15 protein-coding genes are annotated in these 15697 nt (G+C 67.4%); 10 read left to right on the forward strand and 5 right to left on the reverse strand.

Annotated features, from left to right (window positions below):
- Window positions 1–47 precede the first annotated feature (47 nt).
- On the forward strand, window positions 48–797 hold the full coding sequence (locus ACYVG2_RS13680) for an ABC transporter ATP-binding protein (RefSeq protein ID WP_460781516.1): 750 nt from the start codon (window positions 48–50) through the stop codon (window positions 795–797).
- Window positions 794–1579, forward strand: a complete 786-nt coding sequence (locus ACYVG2_RS13685; protein ID WP_460781517.1) for an ABC transporter permease — start codon at window positions 794–796, stop codon at window positions 1577–1579. The genes ACYVG2_RS13680 and ACYVG2_RS13685 overlap by 4 nt, the downstream gene beginning before the upstream one ends.
- Before the next feature lie 88 nt (window positions 1580–1667).
- Here ACYVG2_RS13685 and ACYVG2_RS13690 read toward each other — a convergent pair whose 3' ends face one another.
- Window positions 1668–2612: a proteasome assembly chaperone family protein gene (locus ACYVG2_RS13690; RefSeq protein ID WP_460781518.1), complete on the reverse strand. Its 945-nt coding sequence runs from the start codon at window positions 2610–2612 to the stop codon at window positions 1668–1670.
- Between the two features lie 102 nt (window positions 2613–2714).
- On the opposite strand from ACYVG2_RS13690, the gene ACYVG2_RS13695 reads away from it, so the two are divergent.
- The 3 genes from ACYVG2_RS13695 (at window position 2715) to sucB (ending at window position 7458) form a co-directional block, all read left to right on the forward strand.
- Complete coding sequence (locus ACYVG2_RS13695) at window positions 2715–4190, forward strand: leucyl aminopeptidase (RefSeq protein WP_460781519.1); 1476 nt, start codon at window positions 2715–2717, stop codon at window positions 4188–4190.
- Complete coding sequence (gene lpdA, locus ACYVG2_RS13700) at window positions 4190–5563, forward strand: dihydrolipoyl dehydrogenase (protein ID WP_448965641.1); 1374 nt, start codon at window positions 4190–4192, stop codon at window positions 5561–5563. The genes ACYVG2_RS13695 and lpdA overlap by 1 nt, the downstream gene beginning before the upstream one ends.
- A 65-nt stretch (window positions 5564–5628) precedes the next feature.
- Window positions 5629–7458, forward strand: a complete 1830-nt coding sequence (sucB, locus tag ACYVG2_RS13705; RefSeq protein ID WP_460781520.1) for a 2-oxoglutarate dehydrogenase, E2 component, dihydrolipoamide succinyltransferase — start codon at window positions 5629–5631, stop codon at window positions 7456–7458.
- Between the two features lie 12 nt (window positions 7459–7470).
- On the opposite strand, the gene ACYVG2_RS13710 is transcribed toward sucB, so the two are convergent.
- On the reverse strand, window positions 7471–8961 hold the full coding sequence (locus tag ACYVG2_RS13710) for a hypothetical protein (protein ID WP_460781521.1): 1491 nt from the start codon (window positions 8959–8961) through the stop codon (window positions 7471–7473).
- A 146-nt stretch (window positions 8962–9107) separates the two neighbouring features.
- Here ACYVG2_RS13710 and ACYVG2_RS13715 point away from each other — a divergent pair, with 146 nt between their 5' ends.
- Window positions 9108–9818: a DUF4191 domain-containing protein gene (locus ACYVG2_RS13715; protein ID WP_460781522.1), complete on the forward strand. Its 711-nt coding sequence runs from the start codon at window positions 9108–9110 to the stop codon at window positions 9816–9818.
- Window positions 9819–9864: 46 nt separating this feature from the next.
- Here ACYVG2_RS13715 and ACYVG2_RS13720 read toward each other — a convergent pair whose 3' ends face one another.
- Window positions 9865–11049 carry a RimK family alpha-L-glutamate ligase gene (locus ACYVG2_RS13720; RefSeq protein WP_460781523.1) on the reverse strand — a complete coding sequence of 395 codons (1185 nt, stop codon included), beginning with the start codon at window positions 11047–11049 and terminating at the stop codon, window positions 9865–9867.
- A gap of 17 nt (window positions 11050–11066) precedes the next feature.
- Here ACYVG2_RS13720 and ACYVG2_RS13725 point away from each other — a divergent pair, with 17 nt between their 5' ends.
- Window positions 11067–11555 (forward strand): ATP-dependent zinc protease family protein, encoded by a 489-nt coding sequence (locus tag ACYVG2_RS13725; RefSeq protein WP_448965646.1) that lies wholly within the window; start codon window positions 11067–11069, stop codon window positions 11553–11555.
- Window positions 11556–11582: 27 nt separating this feature from the next.
- Here ACYVG2_RS13725 and ACYVG2_RS13730 read toward each other — a convergent pair whose 3' ends face one another.
- Window positions 11583–11978: an RDD family protein gene (locus tag ACYVG2_RS13730; RefSeq protein ID WP_460781524.1), complete on the reverse strand. Its 396-nt coding sequence runs from the start codon at window positions 11976–11978 to the stop codon at window positions 11583–11585.
- Window positions 11979–12099: 121 nt separating this feature from the next.
- Between ACYVG2_RS13730 and glnA the strand changes: the two genes are divergently transcribed.
- From glnA to ACYVG2_RS13745, 3 genes are all read left to right on the forward strand, one after another.
- Complete coding sequence (glnA, locus tag ACYVG2_RS13735; protein WP_448965648.1) at window positions 12100–13524, forward strand: type I glutamate--ammonia ligase; 1425 nt, start codon at window positions 12100–12102, stop codon at window positions 13522–13524.
- Window positions 13525–13618: 94 nt separating this feature from the next.
- Entirely contained in the window at window positions 13619–14413 is a 795-nt protein-coding gene (locus ACYVG2_RS13740) for an aminoglycoside adenylyltransferase family protein (RefSeq protein ID WP_460781525.1), read from the forward strand.
- 46 nt (window positions 14414–14459) lie between these two features.
- A complete protein-coding gene (locus ACYVG2_RS13745) occupies window positions 14460–14771 on the forward strand; it encodes a DUF7882 family protein (RefSeq protein ID WP_460781526.1) in 312 nt (103 codons plus the stop codon).
- A gap of 10 nt (window positions 14772–14781) precedes the next feature.
- Here ACYVG2_RS13745 and ACYVG2_RS13750 read toward each other — a convergent pair whose 3' ends face one another.
- Window positions 14782–15696 carry a diacylglycerol/lipid kinase family protein gene (locus tag ACYVG2_RS13750; RefSeq protein ID WP_460781527.1) on the reverse strand — a complete coding sequence of 305 codons (915 nt, stop codon included), beginning with the start codon at window positions 15694–15696 and terminating at the stop codon, window positions 14782–14784.
- Window position 15697 lies beyond the last annotated feature (1 nt).

Below are 15697 nucleotides of genomic sequence, written 5' to 3' on the forward strand. Positions count from 1 at the left end.
CGCCGCCGTAGAACCGAGCGCCTCTCACGGTCCGGGGAGGGATCCGCATGACGAAGACGATGTCGCAGCTGGCCGTTGAGACCCACTCACTGGTCAAGCGATACAAGAACAAGACCGCGGTGAATGGCATCAGCCTGCGGATCACCGCCGGGGAGACCTTCGGCGTGCTGGGCTCCAACGGGGCCGGCAAGACCACCACGATGGAGATGATCGCAGGCCTCCGAAAGCCCACCTCGGGTTCGGTCCGAATCCTGGGTCTGGATCCCTTCACCGACCGGGCCGAGATCCGTCAGATCCTCGGTGTACAGCTGCAGCACGCCAATCTGCACGATGCCCTGAGCGCTCGCGAGCTCGTCGACCTGTACCGCAGCTTCTATCCGAACCCATTGGACACGGATGAAGCACTGGCCATGGTCGAACTGCAGGAGCGGGCCAAGACCCGGTTCGGAAACCTCTCCGGCGGGCAGATGCAGCGCCTCTCGATCGCTCTGGCATTGGTGGGCCGCCCGCAGGTCGTGATCCTCGACGAGCTCACAACCGGGCTGGATCCCATGGCCCGCCGTCGGGTGTGGTCGACGATCGAGGCGCTGAAGGATCAGACCGTGATTCTCGTCAGCCACGCCATGGACGAAGTCGAACGGCTCTGCGACCGGGTGGCGCTCATCGACGCGGGCCGCATCGTCGCCCAGGGCACCCAGGAAGAACTGAGAGCTCAGGCCTCCGCGACCACCCTGGAAGACGCATTCGTGACGCTGACCGGCGCGGCACTCGAGCACGAGAAGGAGTACGACCGATGACCACCATGACGATCCCCGGTACCCGTGCTCGTCGCCCAGGGGGCAGAGCATGGATGCGGATGATCCAAGCCGAAGGCAAGATGATCACCCGCTCGACCGCGAACCTCGTCGTTCCTCTGGGGCTGCCCATCCTGCTGCTGGTCATGCAGGGTCTGAGGACGGACGACCTCGGTCAGGAAGTGGCCCCGGGCGTCACCTCGATGGACTACTACGCGCTGCCCGTAGTGCTGAGCATCGTCGTGACGTATATCGGCGTGATGAACTTCCCCAGCTTCCTGTCGACCTACCGCAAGACCAAGATCCTGCGCCGCCTGGCCGTCACCCCGGTATCTCCCGCCATGGTGATGGTGGCCCAGATGGTGGTCGGCCTGATCCAGGTACTGGTGGGCATCGTCCTCGCGTTCGCAGTCGCGATGCTGTTCTTCCATGCTCATCTTCCGACTGACATCGCCACGGCCGTGCTGGTGCTGCTCGCCAGTTGCACCGCGATGTACGCGCTGGGCATGGTCGTCGCCTCAGTGGCCCCGACGCCGAACACCGCGGCGGCCATGGGCCTGATCGCCTTCTTCGCAATGGCCGCGCTCGGCGGCATGTTCGGCCCCATGCAGAGCCTGCCGGAGCAGTTGGCCGAGATCGGATCCTGGCTGCCCTTCGGTGCCGCCGTCGAAGCGTTCCAGTCCACGTGGATCGGTGAGACCGTGGGCTGGCAGAACTGGGCGAGCCTCGGAGCCACCACCGTTCTCGGCGTCGGCGTGGCCGCAGCGCTCTTCCGCTGGGAATGATCGAGCACTCACGTCTGCGATTCGCAGCGGGACGCCTTGGCACCGGCTCCGATGTGCTCGGTATGGACCGGCACCTTCACATCCGGGATCAGGAACGCGGTCGTTTGTCGTCGTCGCCCGGCGGACGGGTGGCGAGGTAGCGCTCGAGTTCGGCGGCGAGTTCATCTGCGCTGGGCAGATCGCGCTCGTCGAAGCCGCCCTCGTCGTAGCGGTCCATGTCCTCGGGGTCGCGCCCTGCCATGTACGCGTCGTAGCGGTTCTCGAGGGTCTGCACCATCTGGCGGAGCTCGTCGTTCCCCGTGACCTGATCGTTCACCTTCGTGAGGTAGTCCTCTCGGCTCTCGCGCAGGTCATCCAGCGCGAGCACGATACCCGTGGAGCCCATCACCCGGTCGGCGGCGGCGATAACGGCATCCGGATACTCGGTCTCGGCGAGATAGTGAGGCACGAGCAGGACGAAGCCCACGATGCGGTCGCCGCGTTCGGCGAAGCGGTACTCGAGCAGATGACCTGCCGTCGCCGGCACCTGGGTCCGCGGCCGCCAGACGGACAGGCTCGCCGTGATCTCCTTGCGATTTCCGCTGACCGTCGTGCTGATCGGACGCGTGTGCGGCACTGGCATCGCGATCGAGTGCACCCAGCTGACACCGGACACACTGAACTCCTCAGCGAGGGCCAGCACCTTCTCGCTGAATGCGTTCCACGCGAAATCCGGCTCGTAGCCGGCGAGCAGGAGGAACTGCTGACCGAGGGTGTCATGTGCGAGGGACAGCTCGAGGCGCGAAGGACGGAACTCGGTGAGATGGTCCTGCTCGAACACCACGATCGGGCGACGCGCCCGGTAGTCGAGGAGCACGTCGTTGTCGAAGACGACGACGGGCTGCGGGTCGGAGACGTCCCGCAGGTGATCGATGAGACCGGATACGGCGCTTCCGGCATCCGTGAATCCGGTGAGGAGGATCACGAGTGGCAGCCCCTGCGGGACGGCGGGGGCGTTGGCGACGCGTTCGTAAAGCTCTCCGGAGACGGGCATGCCTCCATGCTACGAGGACGGGATGCCGCCGGGGGCGGCTGCGTCATGCTCACAGCGAACAGAACTGGGGAACGCTGCTCCCGACGAGCCTAGGATGGAAGCATGACGCTTCCTGCGCTCTCGCATACCGATGACCGATTCCCCGGGAGCGCTGCCGACGCAGCAGTGCTCGTCGTCCCGGACACCGAAGCGTTCCCCGAGGCGCTGGAGGATTATCCAGGCCTCGCCGAGGTGCTCGCCGGCATCGGATTCACCGGTTCCGCCTCTGCGTTCGCTCGCGTTCATCTTCCTTCGCTGACTTCGATGCCGTTGGCCGTGGTCGGCGCCGGCAGCGCGCCGGACGGCGCGGCGGTGCGCGATGCCGCAGGGGCGGCGCTTCGCACGCTGACCGGATTCGATCACATCTCGCTCGCCCTTGCCGGCGACCTCGACCAGTTCGCCGCAGAGGCGGCAGAAGGCGCCGTCTTCGGCGGTTACCGCTTCGAGGGGTACCGAGCGAAGCCGGGCAAGACGCGTGCCGCCCGCGTGAGTGTGCACAGTGCGACGCTCACTTCAGACGACGTCTCACACGCCCAGATCCTCGGCGATGCACTCGCCCTCGTGAAAGACCTCGTCTCCGTCCCCGCCGAATGGCAGAGCCCCGCACAGCTCGCTCAGAGTGCGGTCGACGCGGTCGCGGATCTCGATGTCACGGTCGAGGTGCTCGACGAAACGGCTCTCGCCGAGCAGGGATTCGGTGGCGTCCTCGGCGTCGCTCAGGGCTCCGATCGCCCTCCGCGCGTGGTTCGCCTCGACTACGCACCGGCAGACGCCGCCGCTCACATCGCGCTCGTCGGCAAGGGCATCACGTTCGACACCGGCGGCCTTTCCCTCAAGCCTGCCGCCAGCATGGTCGGGATGAAGTTCGACATGGCCGGATCGGCCACTGTGCTCGCCACGCTGCGCGCGATCGCATCGCTGAAGCTGTCGGTGCGGGTGACCGCGTGGATGTGCATCACCGACAACATGCCCTCCGGCAAGGCAACTCGACCGGGCGACGTGCTGCGGATGCTCGACGGCACGACGGTCGAGGTGCTGAACACGGATGCTGAGGGCCGGCTGGTGCTCGCCGACGGTCTGGTGGCGGCGAGCCGCGAGCGGCCCGACGTGATCTTCGACGTCGCGACCCTCACCGGTGCCGTCCTCGTCGCCCTCGGACACCGTCACACGGGCGTCATGGGCGACGACGACGCTGTCGCGGAGTACCTCACCGTGTCCGAGCAGGTCGGCGAGCTCGCATGGCCGCTGCCGCTCCCCGATTACATGCGGGAGTCGCTGGACTCCCCTATCGCTGACATGATCAACGCCAACATGGGCGACCGCGCGGGCGGCACGATGTTCGCCGGGCTCTTCCTGCAGCGCTTCGTCGGTCGCACCGGTGAAGAGGACGACGCGCCGCGCATCCCCTGGGTGCACCTCGACGTCGCAGGTTCCGCCGAGCACGGCAGCTCACCGTACGGGTTCACAGACAAGGGACCGACGGGGGCGACGGTTCGCTCGCTCGTCGCGTTCGCCGAAGCACGCGCACAGGAGGCATGATGACCACGCATTCGTTCGACATCGTCGTACTCGGTGGCGGCAGCGGCGGGTACGCCGCCGCCCTTCGAGCGGCCGAACTGGGAAAGACTGTCGCGCTGATCGAGAAGGACAAGGTCGGCGGGACGTGCCTGCACCGCGGCTGCATCCCGACCAAGGCACTGCTGCACGCCGCCGAGGTCGCCGATCACGTGCGCGACGCGGCATCCGTCGGTGTGTCAGCCACCTTCGAGGGCGTCGACGCCGCCGGAGTGCGCAGCTACCGCGAGAACATCGTCGCGAAGAAGTTCAAGGGTCTCGAGGGCCTCATCAAGGCCAGGGGTATCACCACTGTCGCCGGCCACGGGCACCTGAACGCCGACCGCAGCGTGAGCGTCGGTGACGACGTCTACGTCGGTGCGGACGTGGTGCTGGCGACCGGTTCGTACAGCCGTTCTCTCCCCGGACTCGAGATCGGCGGACGCGTCATCACCAGCGAGCAGGCTCTCGCGCTCGATGTGATCCCCGAGCGCGTGCTGGTGCTCGGCGGCGGCGTCATCGGCGTCGAGTTCGCGAGCGTGTGGCGCTCGTTCGGCGCCGAGGTGACGATCATCGAGGCGCTGGAGCACCTGGTGCCGAACGAGGACATCGCCCTCAGCAAGGGGCTCGAGCGCGCGTTCCGTCGCCGCGGCATCGCGTACTCGCTCGGCACCCGGTTCCAGACGGCGACGCAGGACGACGCGAGCGTCACGGTCACGCTCGAGGACGGCAAGACCTTCACCGGCGACTATCTGCTGGTCGCCGTCGGGCGCGGGCCCGTCACGGCCGACCTCGGCTTCGAGGAGGCCGGTGTCACGCTCGAGCGCGGTTTCGTGACGGTCGATGAGGAACTGCGCACAGGCGTCGCGGGTCTCTGGGCCGTCGGCGACATCGTCCCGGGCCTTCAGCTCGCGCATCGCGGCTTCATGCAGGGCATCGACGTCGCCGAGCGGATCGCGGGGCTCTCCCCCGCACCGATCCCGGAATCGCAGATCCCGAAGATCACGTACTGCAACCCTGAGGTCGCATCCGTCGGGGTGACCGAGCAGGCGGCGGTCGCCGAGCACGGCGCGGATGCTGTCACCTCCTACGAGTACAACCTCGCCGGCAACGGCAAGAGCGAGATCATCGGCACCGCCGGCCTCGTCAAGGTCGTGCGGCTCAAAGACGGTCCAGTGCTGGGCGTCCACCTGCTCGGCGACCGCGTGGGCGAACTCATCACAGAGGGCCAGCTCGCCGTGGCCTGGGAAGCCCACCCGGAAGACATCGCACCCCTTATCCACGCCCACCCGACGCAGAGCGAGGCCCTCGGTGAGGCATTCCTCGCACTCGCCGGAAAACCACTGCACGCTCTCTGAACACCAACCGGTGTCAGGGTCACTAAGCTGAACATGTCACAAACATTCTTGAAGGAGACTCCGTCATGAGCACATCCGTGGTCCTCCCCGCTCTCGGTGAGAGCGTCACAGAGGGTACGGTCACCCGCTGGCTGAAGCAGGTGGGAGACACCGTGCAGGCGGATGAAGGCCTGCTTGAGATCTCGACCGACAAGGTCGATACCGAGATCCCCTCGCCGGTCTCCGGCGTGATCGAGGAGATCCTGGTCGCCGAGGACGAGACCGTCGAGGTCGGCGCCCTGCTGGCCAGGATCGGAGATGGCAGCGCGTCGGCGCCCGCCTCGGATGCTCCGGCAGCCGCCGAGCCCGCGGCAGAGACCGCGCCGACCGAGGCTGAGGCCGCACCGGCTGCGGCGGCACCTGCTGAGGCTGCGCCGGCGGCCGAGGCCGCTCCGGCGCCTGCCGCTGAAGCCGCACCGGCGCCTGCCGCCGAGGCCGCTCCGGCTCCTGCCGCATCCGGTGACTCCACCGACATCCTGCTCCCCGAGCTCGGCGAAAGCGTCACCGAGGGCACCGTCACCCGCTGGCTGAAGCAGGTCGGCGAAGAGATCGCCGTCGATGAGCCGTTGCTCGAGATCTCCACCGACAAGGTCGACACGGAGATCCCCTCCCCGGTCGCCGGCGTCCTACAGGAGATCCTCGCGGCCGAAGACGAGACGATCGCCGTCGGCAGCGTGCTCGCACGCGTCGGCTCCGGTGCTCCGGCAGCAGCTGCACCGGCTGCTGAGGCTCCTGCACCGGCCGCTGAGGCTCCGGCCGCTGAGGCTCCAGCCACTCCGGCACCCGCCGCTCCGGCACCGGCTGCCGAGGCTCCCGCGCCTGCAGCCCCGGCACCTGACCCTGCCCCTGCCCCTGCCCCTGCCGCCGAGGCTCCCGCTGCACCCGCCGCGGCCCCGGCCGCTCCGGCAGCTGCCCCAGCTCCGGCGCCTGCGGAGTCGGCTCCGGCCGCGAGCGACAGCGTCTACGTCACGCCGCTGGTGCGCCGTCTCGCAACGCAGCAGGGTGTCGACCTCTCGACGGTCAAGGGCTCGGGCGTCGGAGGACGCATCCGCAAGGAAGACGTCCTGAAGGCTGCCGAGTCGAAGTCTGCGGCTCCCGCCGCGGCCCAGGCACCCGCAGCCGCACCGCTCGAGGTTTCGCCGCTGCGCGGCACCACACAGCCGATGTCGCGTCTGCGCAAGGTCGTCGCCAAGCGCGCGGTCGAGTCGATGCAGCAGACCGCACAGCTCACCACGGTGGTCGAGGTCGATGTCACGAACGTCGCCAGCTACCGCGACAGCGTGAAGGCGGAGTTCCAGCAGAAGACGGGCGACAAGCTCTCCTTCCTGCCCTTCTTCGCATTGGCTGCGGCCGAGGCTCTGCAGGCGTTCCCGATCATCAACTCCACCGTCGACGGCGAGAACATCGTCTACCCCGACACGGAGAACGTCTCGATCGCCGTCGACACGGAGCGCGGGCTGCTCACCCCAGTGCTGCGCGACGCCGCCTCGAAGAACCTGGCGCAGATCGCGCACGAGATCGCTGATCTTGCTGCACGTTCTCGCGACAACAAGCTGAAGCCCGACGAGCTCGCCGGCGGCACCTTCACGCTGACCAACACCGGATCGCGCGGCGCGCTGTTCGACACGCCCGTCGTGTTCCTGCCGCAGTCCGCCATCCTCGGCACAGGAACGGTCATCAAGCGCCCCGGTCTGGTCAAGGTCGACGGCGTCGACGCGATCGCCGTGCGCTCGTACGTCTACCTCGCGCTGTCGTACGACCACCGCATCATCGACGGAGCGGACGCCGCCCGCTTCCTCGGTGCGATCAAGGCACGCCTGGAGGCCGCGGACTTCGCAGCCAACCTCGGAGCCTGAGCACCGCACCACCTAATCTGGCTGGTGCGCGACGTCATACACGTCGCGCACCAGCCAGATGTCGTTGTGGCGTTCGAGCACCATCATCTGCTCTGCGGATCCGCTCCCGGCATCGATCGGTGTCAGGCGGATCACCGCGACATCACCGTAGTCGTCCACCAGCGACGCGGTGCTCCCGGCTGTGCCGAGCACGACGATGCCGTCGGACGGAGACCGTGCGCCCTCCGCCACGGCGTCAGCACAGTCTTCGACGGCTGCCTCGACGCACGCACTGATCGCGTCGAGAAGGCCCGGAACCGCGTCGAGCGCACCGCCCTGGCCTGACGCCGAGTCCGACGGCACCGGTGCGGGTGTCGGTGGCGGCGTCGCCGGGGAGGGCTGCTCACCATCGCCCGATGCATCAGGTTCTTCCGTGGTCTGCCCGGTCTGGGACGTCGCCACTGCCGGCGCCTCCCCGCCATCGCTGGGCCAGAGAAGCCCGACGATCAGCACGACGATCCCGAATGCCCCGGCCACGAGAACAGTCCGACGACGCGAAGGCTTCGCGGTGCGCGCATCGTCCACTCGACCTCGGGGCGCTGCTCTCGATCGCGCGGGCCGGCGAACGCGCGCTCGCTCGCGCAGGCGTTCCATGACCGCGCGCGCCTCCTGCATCCCCGTTCGCAGCATGGCGGACGCGCTGGACGCGGAGCTCTCTGCGCCCCTCGGCGCGTCGAGCGCGCGCCGCGTCGCCTCCGCGCGGCGACTCCCACCCGCAGCGCGGCGACTCTCACCCGCAGCGCGCCGGGACCGTCTGCCCTCGATGGGGCGGGCCGCGGCATCCGCTGCCACGAGCCGGGGAGCGACATCGCTCACGCGCTCGGGCGCGAACACGTCGAGCTGCAGAGCCCGTGGCGCGGCGCGCGCGAACAGCTCCTCCTCCCAACGACGGTCGTCGTCGACGGGATGACGCGGTTGGCGCAGCGCAGATGCCGCCTCCTCCAGGTTCCTGATCGTGACACGATCACCCTGCTGACGCGCCGCGCGCTCGATCAGCGTCGCTGTGCGCGCCCTGGCGCTGCCGCCATCACCGTGCACGAACAACGGGCGTCCGTCGCTGGTCAGCCACCAATCACCGAGGACGTCGCCGTCCGCACCCAGTTCACGCACGCCGCGCAACAGGCTCGCGACGAGGGTGCCCGACTCTCCCGGCGTGAGCAGCGAGCCCGAAGCCTCCCGCCGTCCCAGGAACGTCTCGACGCGCTGCGTGCACCAGGGCAGAAGCGCGTCATGCCCGTCGACCCGGCGTCGGATGTCGAGCACCCCGCAGACATGCTCGGAGCCGGAGAACGCCCACCCCGCCCACTCCTGGAGCGTCTCGGCGTCGACGCACACGGCGACGCTCTCCTCGAACGCGACGAGCGTGCCGGCGAAGGGCCCCTCCTTCCCGTCGATGGCGCGGATCACTCGATGCACCCCGGGGACAAGGGCGCCATGGTCGACTGCGGCATCCGTCTCGCTCATCGCCCCATCACAGCGCAACGCATGCGCTGATGGTCCCGACAACCGAGGAATGTGCAGCGATCGGCGGTTTCGCCGGATGTGCAGGACGAGTGCGCCGCCCGCGAACGCGCACGTGAACGACGCGAGGACTCGGTAGTCTTGTACTCATGGCTAAGCGTGCTCCAGAACCCGAGAAGCGTCCGGGGTTCTTCTCCCAGATCAAGTCCCTGTTCCGGTTCACGCGTGAGGTGTACGGCTGGCTCCCCTGGGCGCAGATCGCGATCCTCGTCGCGGGCGTACTGCTCGGCCTCGTCGTCGGCTACCTCATCCCGCCGTTCCAGGTGTGGACGCTCATCCTCTGGGCGATCACCGGACTCATGCTCGGCGTGCTCGGCGCCCTCTTCCTCATGACGCGCCTGTCGACCAACGCGATGTACGCGAAGATCGACGGCATGCCCGGCGCCTCCGGGCACGTGCTGAGCACGAGTCTCGGCCGGAACTGGCAGGCCTCGGACACTCCGGTCGGCATCAACCCCAAGACGCAGGAGGCGGTCTACCGCGCGATCGGGCGAGGCGGCATCGTCGTCGTGGGCGAAGGCGCCCGTGGCCGGCTCACTCGCCTCGTGAACGAAGAGCGCAGCAAGGCGCAGCGCGTCGCGAACGGTGTTCCCGTCCATGTGCTCTACGTCGGCCACGGTGACGACGAGGTCGCGATCGCCGACCTCTCGAAGACGATCAAGAAGCTCCCGAAGGCGATCAACAAGACGACGATGGCCGCGGTCATCCGCCGCATCGACTCCGTCTCGCAGTCGGTCTCGTCGCTGCCCATCCCGAAGGGCATCGACCCGACGAAGGTCCGCGCACAGCGTCCGCGCTGAGCCGAAGAGCAGTCACTGCCCGCCGGCTCCGGCCACGGCGGCGACGTCAGCTCAGCGGTTCCTTCGGCAGGCGCCGCACCTTCGCCCTGCGACGGCGGCGCTCGGGGATCATCCCGCGCATCTCCTCGAGCTTCCCGAAGCACAGCAGACGGTCATCGGCCTCGAGCACGACGTGCTTGCGCGGGTTGGGGATCACGCTGACCCCGCGGTGCAGCGTCAGCACGGTGATGTCGCGCTCCCAGAGACCGGATTCGCCCAGCGTCTTGCCGACGAGTTCCGCCGCGTTGTGAACGAGCAACTCGGCCACGCCGTATCCCGTCGACACCGTCAAACGCTGACGCACGTCGATCTCGGGGAAGGCGACCTGCCCGGCGATGTAGTCGATGATGGCTCCCGCCACGTCGAGATTGGTCGCCTGCTCGATGCCCTGCAGCCCGGGTGAGGAGTTCACCTCCATCACCAGGGGCCCCTCATCGCCTTCGAGCATGTCGACGCCGGCGACCCTCAGCCCCATGATCTGCGCCGACCGCACCGCCACCTGCTCGTACGCGGGGTCGAGCTGGACGCGCTCGACGCTGCCACCGCGGTGCACGTTCGATCGGAACTCATCACCTGCGGCCACGCGACGCATGGCCGCGACGACGCGGTCGCCCACGACGAGCGCACGGATGTCGCGTCCCCTGCTCTCCGCGATGAACTTCTGGATCAGCACGTTCTGCTTCGTCGAATGCAGCGTCTCGATGATCGCTTCGGCGACCTTCACCTGCGGGGCCAGGATGACGCCGATGCCCTGCGTGCCCTCGAGCAGCTTGATGACCACCGGCGCCCCGCCGACCCGCTCGATCGCGGGACGCACATCAGCACGATTGCGCACGAACGCTGTCGCCGGCATCGCGATGTTGTGGCGCGAGAGGATCTGATTCGCACGGAGTTTGTCCCTGGCGCTCGAGATGCCGTTGGCCGTGTTGGGCGTGTACACGTCCATCTGCTCGAACTGGCGCACCACAGCGGTACCGAAGTAGGTGATCGAGCCGCCGACGCGAGGGAGGATCGCGTCGTAGTCGCTCAGCGGTCGACCGCGGTAGTGGAGGTCGGGTTCATCCGCCGTCAGATCGATCGCGAACTTCAGCGTGTTCAGCACCTTGACGATGTGCCCGCGTTGAAGAGCCGCCGCGCGGAGGCGCTGCGTCGAATACGCCTGCGGAGCGCGGGAGAGAACTGCGAGCTTCACGTATGTTTCCTGCCAAGATGTATCGAGTGACCAAGACATCTCATTCAAACACTCTTACGGGGTGGCGTGAATGGGTGAGCCTGCCTGACGCCGGAGTGGACTGGATCAAGGCCAAGGTCGACACCGGCGCGCGTACGTCCTCGTTGCACGCGTTCGACGTGGAGGAGTTCGAGCGCGAAGGCGAGGCCTGGGTGCGATTCCGCGTGAACCCCTGGCAGCACACCAACGCGGACGCCACGATCGTCGAGTGCCCCGTGCACGACAGACGTGCCGTCCGCAGCTCGTCCGGTCACGCCCAGCGACGAATCGTCGTGCTTCTCGCGATCCGTCTCGTCGATCAGCTCATCGTGTCCGAGGTCACCCTCAGCAATCGCGATGAGATGGGTTTCCGGATGCTGATCGGGCGGGAGGCGCTGCGTCGGGGGTTCATCGTGGACCCCGCGCGCTCTTTCCTGGGCGGCCGCGCCCCCAAGGAGACCCGCCGCCGCAATCGCGGGCGGAACTGACCCCGTCTACGGGCTCCCGGATCGGACTCAGGCGCGGATCAGGATGGTGCCCACGAGCTTGTCGTGCAGTCCTCGCTGGTCCTGGTCCCAGATCACCGCGGGGATGACGACGACCAGCAGCAGTGTCCGTACGATCGGGCGCCAGAGGCCGACCCATCCCCCGCCCAGCATCACCAATCGCATACCGAGGATGCGGTGCCCCGGACTGCCGCCGATCGTCGGTATGAAGACGATCTGCACGACGGCGAAGATCACGAGCGTGGCGATCGAGTCGTACTGGAAGAACGCGATCGAGATGATCACGGCCGCCGCCCAGTCGATGGCGAGGGCGCCGATGCGACGGCCCACCCTGGCGACGCTGCGCGAGCCGGTCGTGGGGAGTCCGAGACGTTCGCCGGGGTATGTGTTCTCAGCATCCGTCACACGTCCAGTCTATCGGCGGTCTGTAACATGGCGGAAACATAGAGGACATGGTGGGGTAACCCCTCGGCCATAACCTGCTTGCAGCCTTCGAGGCCCCGATCCGCATCATCTGGAGTGATAAATGTTCACCGATTCGTCCGAGGTTCTGAGCTATATCAAGGAGAACGACGTCAAATTCCTTGACATCCGTTTCACTGATCTGCCCGGTGTCCAGCAGCACTTCAACATCCCCGCGTCGACGGTCGACGAGGCGTTCTTCACCGACGGCCAGCTGTTCGACGGCTCCTCCATCCGCGGATTCGCGAGCATCCACGAGTCCGACATGCAGCTGATCCCCGACGTCACCACCGCGTACGTCGACCCGTTCCGCGAGGCGAGCACCCTCGTGATGCTGTTCGACATCTACAACCCGCGCACGGGCGAGATCTACTCGAAGGACCCGCGTCAGGTCGCGAAGAAGGCGGAGAAGTACCTCGTCTCGACCGGCATCGCCGACACGGCGTTCTTCGCTCCCGAGGCGGAGTTCTACATCTTCGATGACGTCCGCTACTCGGTGACCTCGAACTCCAGCTTCTACAGCGTCGACTCGGAAGAGGGCGCCTGGAACACCGGCCGCGAAGAAGAGGGCGGCAACCTCGGCAACAAGACGCCGTACAAGGGCGGTTACTTCCCCGTGAGCCCGGTCGACAAGACGGCTGACCTCCGCGATGACATCACCCTCAAGCTGATCGAGGCGGGCTTCATCCTGGAGCGTTCGCACCACGAGGTCGGCACCGGTGGACAGCAGGAGATCAACTACCGCTTCGACACGATGGTGCACGCGGCGGACGACATCCTGAAGTTCAAGTACATCGTCAAGAACACCGCTGAGGAGTGGGGCAAGTCGGCGACGTTCATGCCGAAGCCGCTCTACGGCGACAACGGCTCGGGCATGCACACGCACCAGTCGCTGTGGAGCGACGGCAAGCCGCTGTTCTACGACGAGGCCGGCTACGGCCAGCTCAGCGACGTGGCCCGCTGGTACATCGGTGGCATCCTGGCGCACGCGCCGGCCCTGCTCGCCTTCACGAACCCGACGCTGAACAGCTACCACCGCCTGGTCAAGGGCTTCGAGGCTCCGGTCAACCTGGTCTACTCCGCCGGTAACCGCTCGGCTGCGATCCGCATCCCGATCACGGGCTCGAACCCCAAGGCCAAGCGCATCGAGTTCCGCGCACCGGACGCTTCGGGCAACCCGTACCTCGCGTTCGCCGCGCAGCTCATGGCAGGCCTCGATGGCATCAAGAACCGCATCGAGCCGCACGAGCCGGTCGACAAGGACCTCTACGAGCTCCCGCCAGAGGAGGCCAAGAACATCCCTCAGGTCCCGAACTCGCTGCTGGACTCGCTCGACGCGCTGCGTGACGACCACCAGTTCCTTCTTGAGGGCGGCGTCTTCACGCCCGAGCTCATCGAGACCTGGATCTCCTACAAGATCGAGAACGAGATCCTGCCGATGGCGCAGCGTCCCCACCCGTTCGAGTTCGAGCTGTACTACGGGGTCTGACCGGCCCTGCCCCGAGAGAGCCCGCCTCAGCATCGCGCCGAGGCGGGCTCTCTCGCGTCACGACGAACTGGATCTGAGTGTCTAGGCTGAGCACGTGGCTCCCGAGATTCCCGCAGGCATCAGCCTCCAGCTCAGTCGGGTCACGACAGTGCTGCGGGCTGTCCTGGGGGACGAAATCGAGGGAATGCTCCTGTTCGGCTCGGCTGTCGACGGCGGATTGAAGCCGCACAGCGACATCGATGTGCTGGTTCTCGTGCACAGCCCGCTGTCGTCCGGCGCTCAGCGGGAGATGGTGGATGCCCTGCTCCTGGTGTCCGCCCCGCCCGGCGACGATCCCGATCTGCGGGCCGTCGAGGTCACCGTTCTGCGGCACGACGACATTCATCCGTGGCGATACCCGCCGACACGAGAGCTCCAGTTCGGCGAATGGGAGCGCGCAGAGATCGATGCGGGACTCTACCCGCGACGTGAGGTGGATCCTGACCTCGCGATCATCCTCACCAAAGCCCGCCGCCACAACGTCGTGCTGCACGGTCCGTCGGCGGAGCACCTGCTCCCGGCCGTCCCCACCGACGACCTCCTCCGTGCGCTCTCGGACACCATCGCGCAGTGGCAGCGACCGCAGGACTGGGAAGGCGACGAGCTGACCGTGGTCCTGGCCCTGGCTCGGCTCTGGTTCACGGCCGAGACGGGCGACATCGCTGCGAAGGACGCCGCGGCGTCATGGGCCCTGTCCCGCCTCCCGGATCACCTGCATCCTCTGCTCAGGATGGCCAGGGCGATCTATCTCGGCGACGCCCGGGACGAGCTGTCGTCAGACCCGAACGCCCTCGAAGACCTCATCCGTGCGTTGAGGGTTCGCGTCGAACGCGCTCTCGACGCGCCGTGACCGTTCCGGATCCGCTGATGTCCGGGCGCGGACGTTAAGGTGCAGTATGGGCAGACTCAAATACGATCACACGGCCGAGGCGATCGGGATCGAAGACGAGACGCTGGCGCACCTGAAGGTCATCGTCGCGACGAAGCTGCGGCGCCAGGAGAGCTTCATGATGACATGGCTTCCGATCGATGGCGAACCCAACGGCCGGATGAGCGCGTGGATCCACCCTGCCGTGCCGTTGGTGTTCATGTTCGACAGCGTCGAAGTCCCCCCGATCGATGCGAAGCGGCTGGAGGAGATGATGCACGCGACCAACGCCACCGGCGAGCTCATGCTCGATGACCTCGTGCGCGTCGAGATCGAGTGAGTCCGGCCGATCAGTGCACGCGCACTGCGCCAGCCTGAACCCGCACCTCGAACGATGAGACCTCGCCGACCTCTTCTCCATCGACCTCGAACGCCAATGGCTGCTGGAGCTCGACCTTGATCCGCTCGGCGGTGAGGTGCCGGGTGGACTCGGTGCTCACCGCCGTCTCGTCACGCGTGAGAAGGCGACGGATGCCGTTGTCCCAGACGACGGAGCGCACGGTGTCGAGCCACTGCAGCGCGCCGTCGGCGCTCACGAGCAGCAGATCGAGCAGGCCGTCGTCGAGCTTCGCATCCGGCAGCAGGCGGATACCGCCCTGCACCATGCCGCAGTTGCCGATCAGGAGCGTGTGTCCACGCACATCCTGCGCCTCTCCCCCGTCCAGTGCGATCGAGATGCTGGTCATCTCGGTGCCGGCCATGGCGCGTCCCATCGCCTCGACGTAGGCGAGCCAGCCCGCGCGATCCTTGAGATCGTCGTCGGTCTCCACGAGCATCTGCGCGTCGACACCGAACCCGACCATGACCATGAACGCCTGGTCCTCGCCGCCGGTGTTGACCCAGCCGAGATCGATCCGCCTGGTCTCGCCGGCGCTGATCCGGGCGAGAGCGGCGGGGATGTCGTCCAGCGGCACCTCGAGGTTGCGCGCCAGCAGGTTGCCCGTGCCCTGAGGCACGATGCCGAGTGCGGCATCCGATCCGGCAAGGGCTTCTGCGACCGCTCGCACCGTGCCGTCGCCGCCGACCGCGATCACGGTCTCACAACCCGCCTCGAGGGCTTCCTTCGCCATGCCGAGGCCGGGATCGTCTTCGCTCGTCTCCCACCACCGGACATCGCCGTCGATCGCGTCGGCGACAGCCGTCCGCAGCACGTCCTCCTCGATCTTCGACGGGTTCCAGATGATGCCGATCTTCGTCGCTGTCATG

It is taken from the genome of Microbacterium shaanxiense (assembly GCF_054779995.1).

What these genes read in the sequence shown, in the direction of transcription:
- ACYVG2_RS13680 (WP_460781516.1), top strand. Translation starts at nt 48, where the DNA reads ATGACGAAGACGATGTCGCAGCTGGCCGTTGAGACCCACTCACTGGTC.
- ACYVG2_RS13685 (WP_460781517.1), top strand. Translation starts at nt 794, where the DNA reads ATGACCACCATGACGATCCCCGGTACCCGTGCTCGTCGCCCAGGGGGC.
- ACYVG2_RS13690 (WP_460781518.1), bottom strand. Translation starts at nt 2,612, where the DNA reads ATGCCCGTCTCCGGAGAGCTTTACGAACGCGTCGCCAACGCCCCCGCC.
- ACYVG2_RS13695 (WP_460781519.1), top strand. Translation starts at nt 2,715, where the DNA reads ATGACGCTTCCTGCGCTCTCGCATACCGATGACCGATTCCCCGGGAGC.
- lpdA (WP_448965641.1), top strand. Translation starts at nt 4,190, where the DNA reads ATGACCACGCATTCGTTCGACATCGTCGTACTCGGTGGCGGCAGCGGC.
- sucB (WP_460781520.1), top strand. Translation starts at nt 5,629, where the DNA reads ATGAGCACATCCGTGGTCCTCCCCGCTCTCGGTGAGAGCGTCACAGAG.
- ACYVG2_RS13710 (WP_460781521.1), bottom strand. Translation starts at nt 8,961, where the DNA reads ATGAGCGAGACGGATGCCGCAGTCGACCATGGCGCCCTTGTCCCCGGG.
- ACYVG2_RS13715 (WP_460781522.1), top strand. Translation starts at nt 9,108, where the DNA reads ATGGCTAAGCGTGCTCCAGAACCCGAGAAGCGTCCGGGGTTCTTCTCC.
- ACYVG2_RS13725 (WP_448965646.1), top strand. Translation starts at nt 11,067, where the DNA reads ATGTATCGAGTGACCAAGACATCTCATTCAAACACTCTTACGGGGTGG.
- glnA (WP_448965648.1), top strand. Translation starts at nt 12,100, where the DNA reads ATGTTCACCGATTCGTCCGAGGTTCTGAGCTATATCAAGGAGAACGAC.
- ACYVG2_RS13745 (WP_460781526.1), top strand. Translation starts at nt 14,460, where the DNA reads ATGGGCAGACTCAAATACGATCACACGGCCGAGGCGATCGGGATCGAA.
- ACYVG2_RS13750 (WP_460781527.1), bottom strand. Translation starts at nt 15,696, where the DNA reads ATGACAGCGACGAAGATCGGCATCATCTGGAACCCGTCGAAGATCGAG.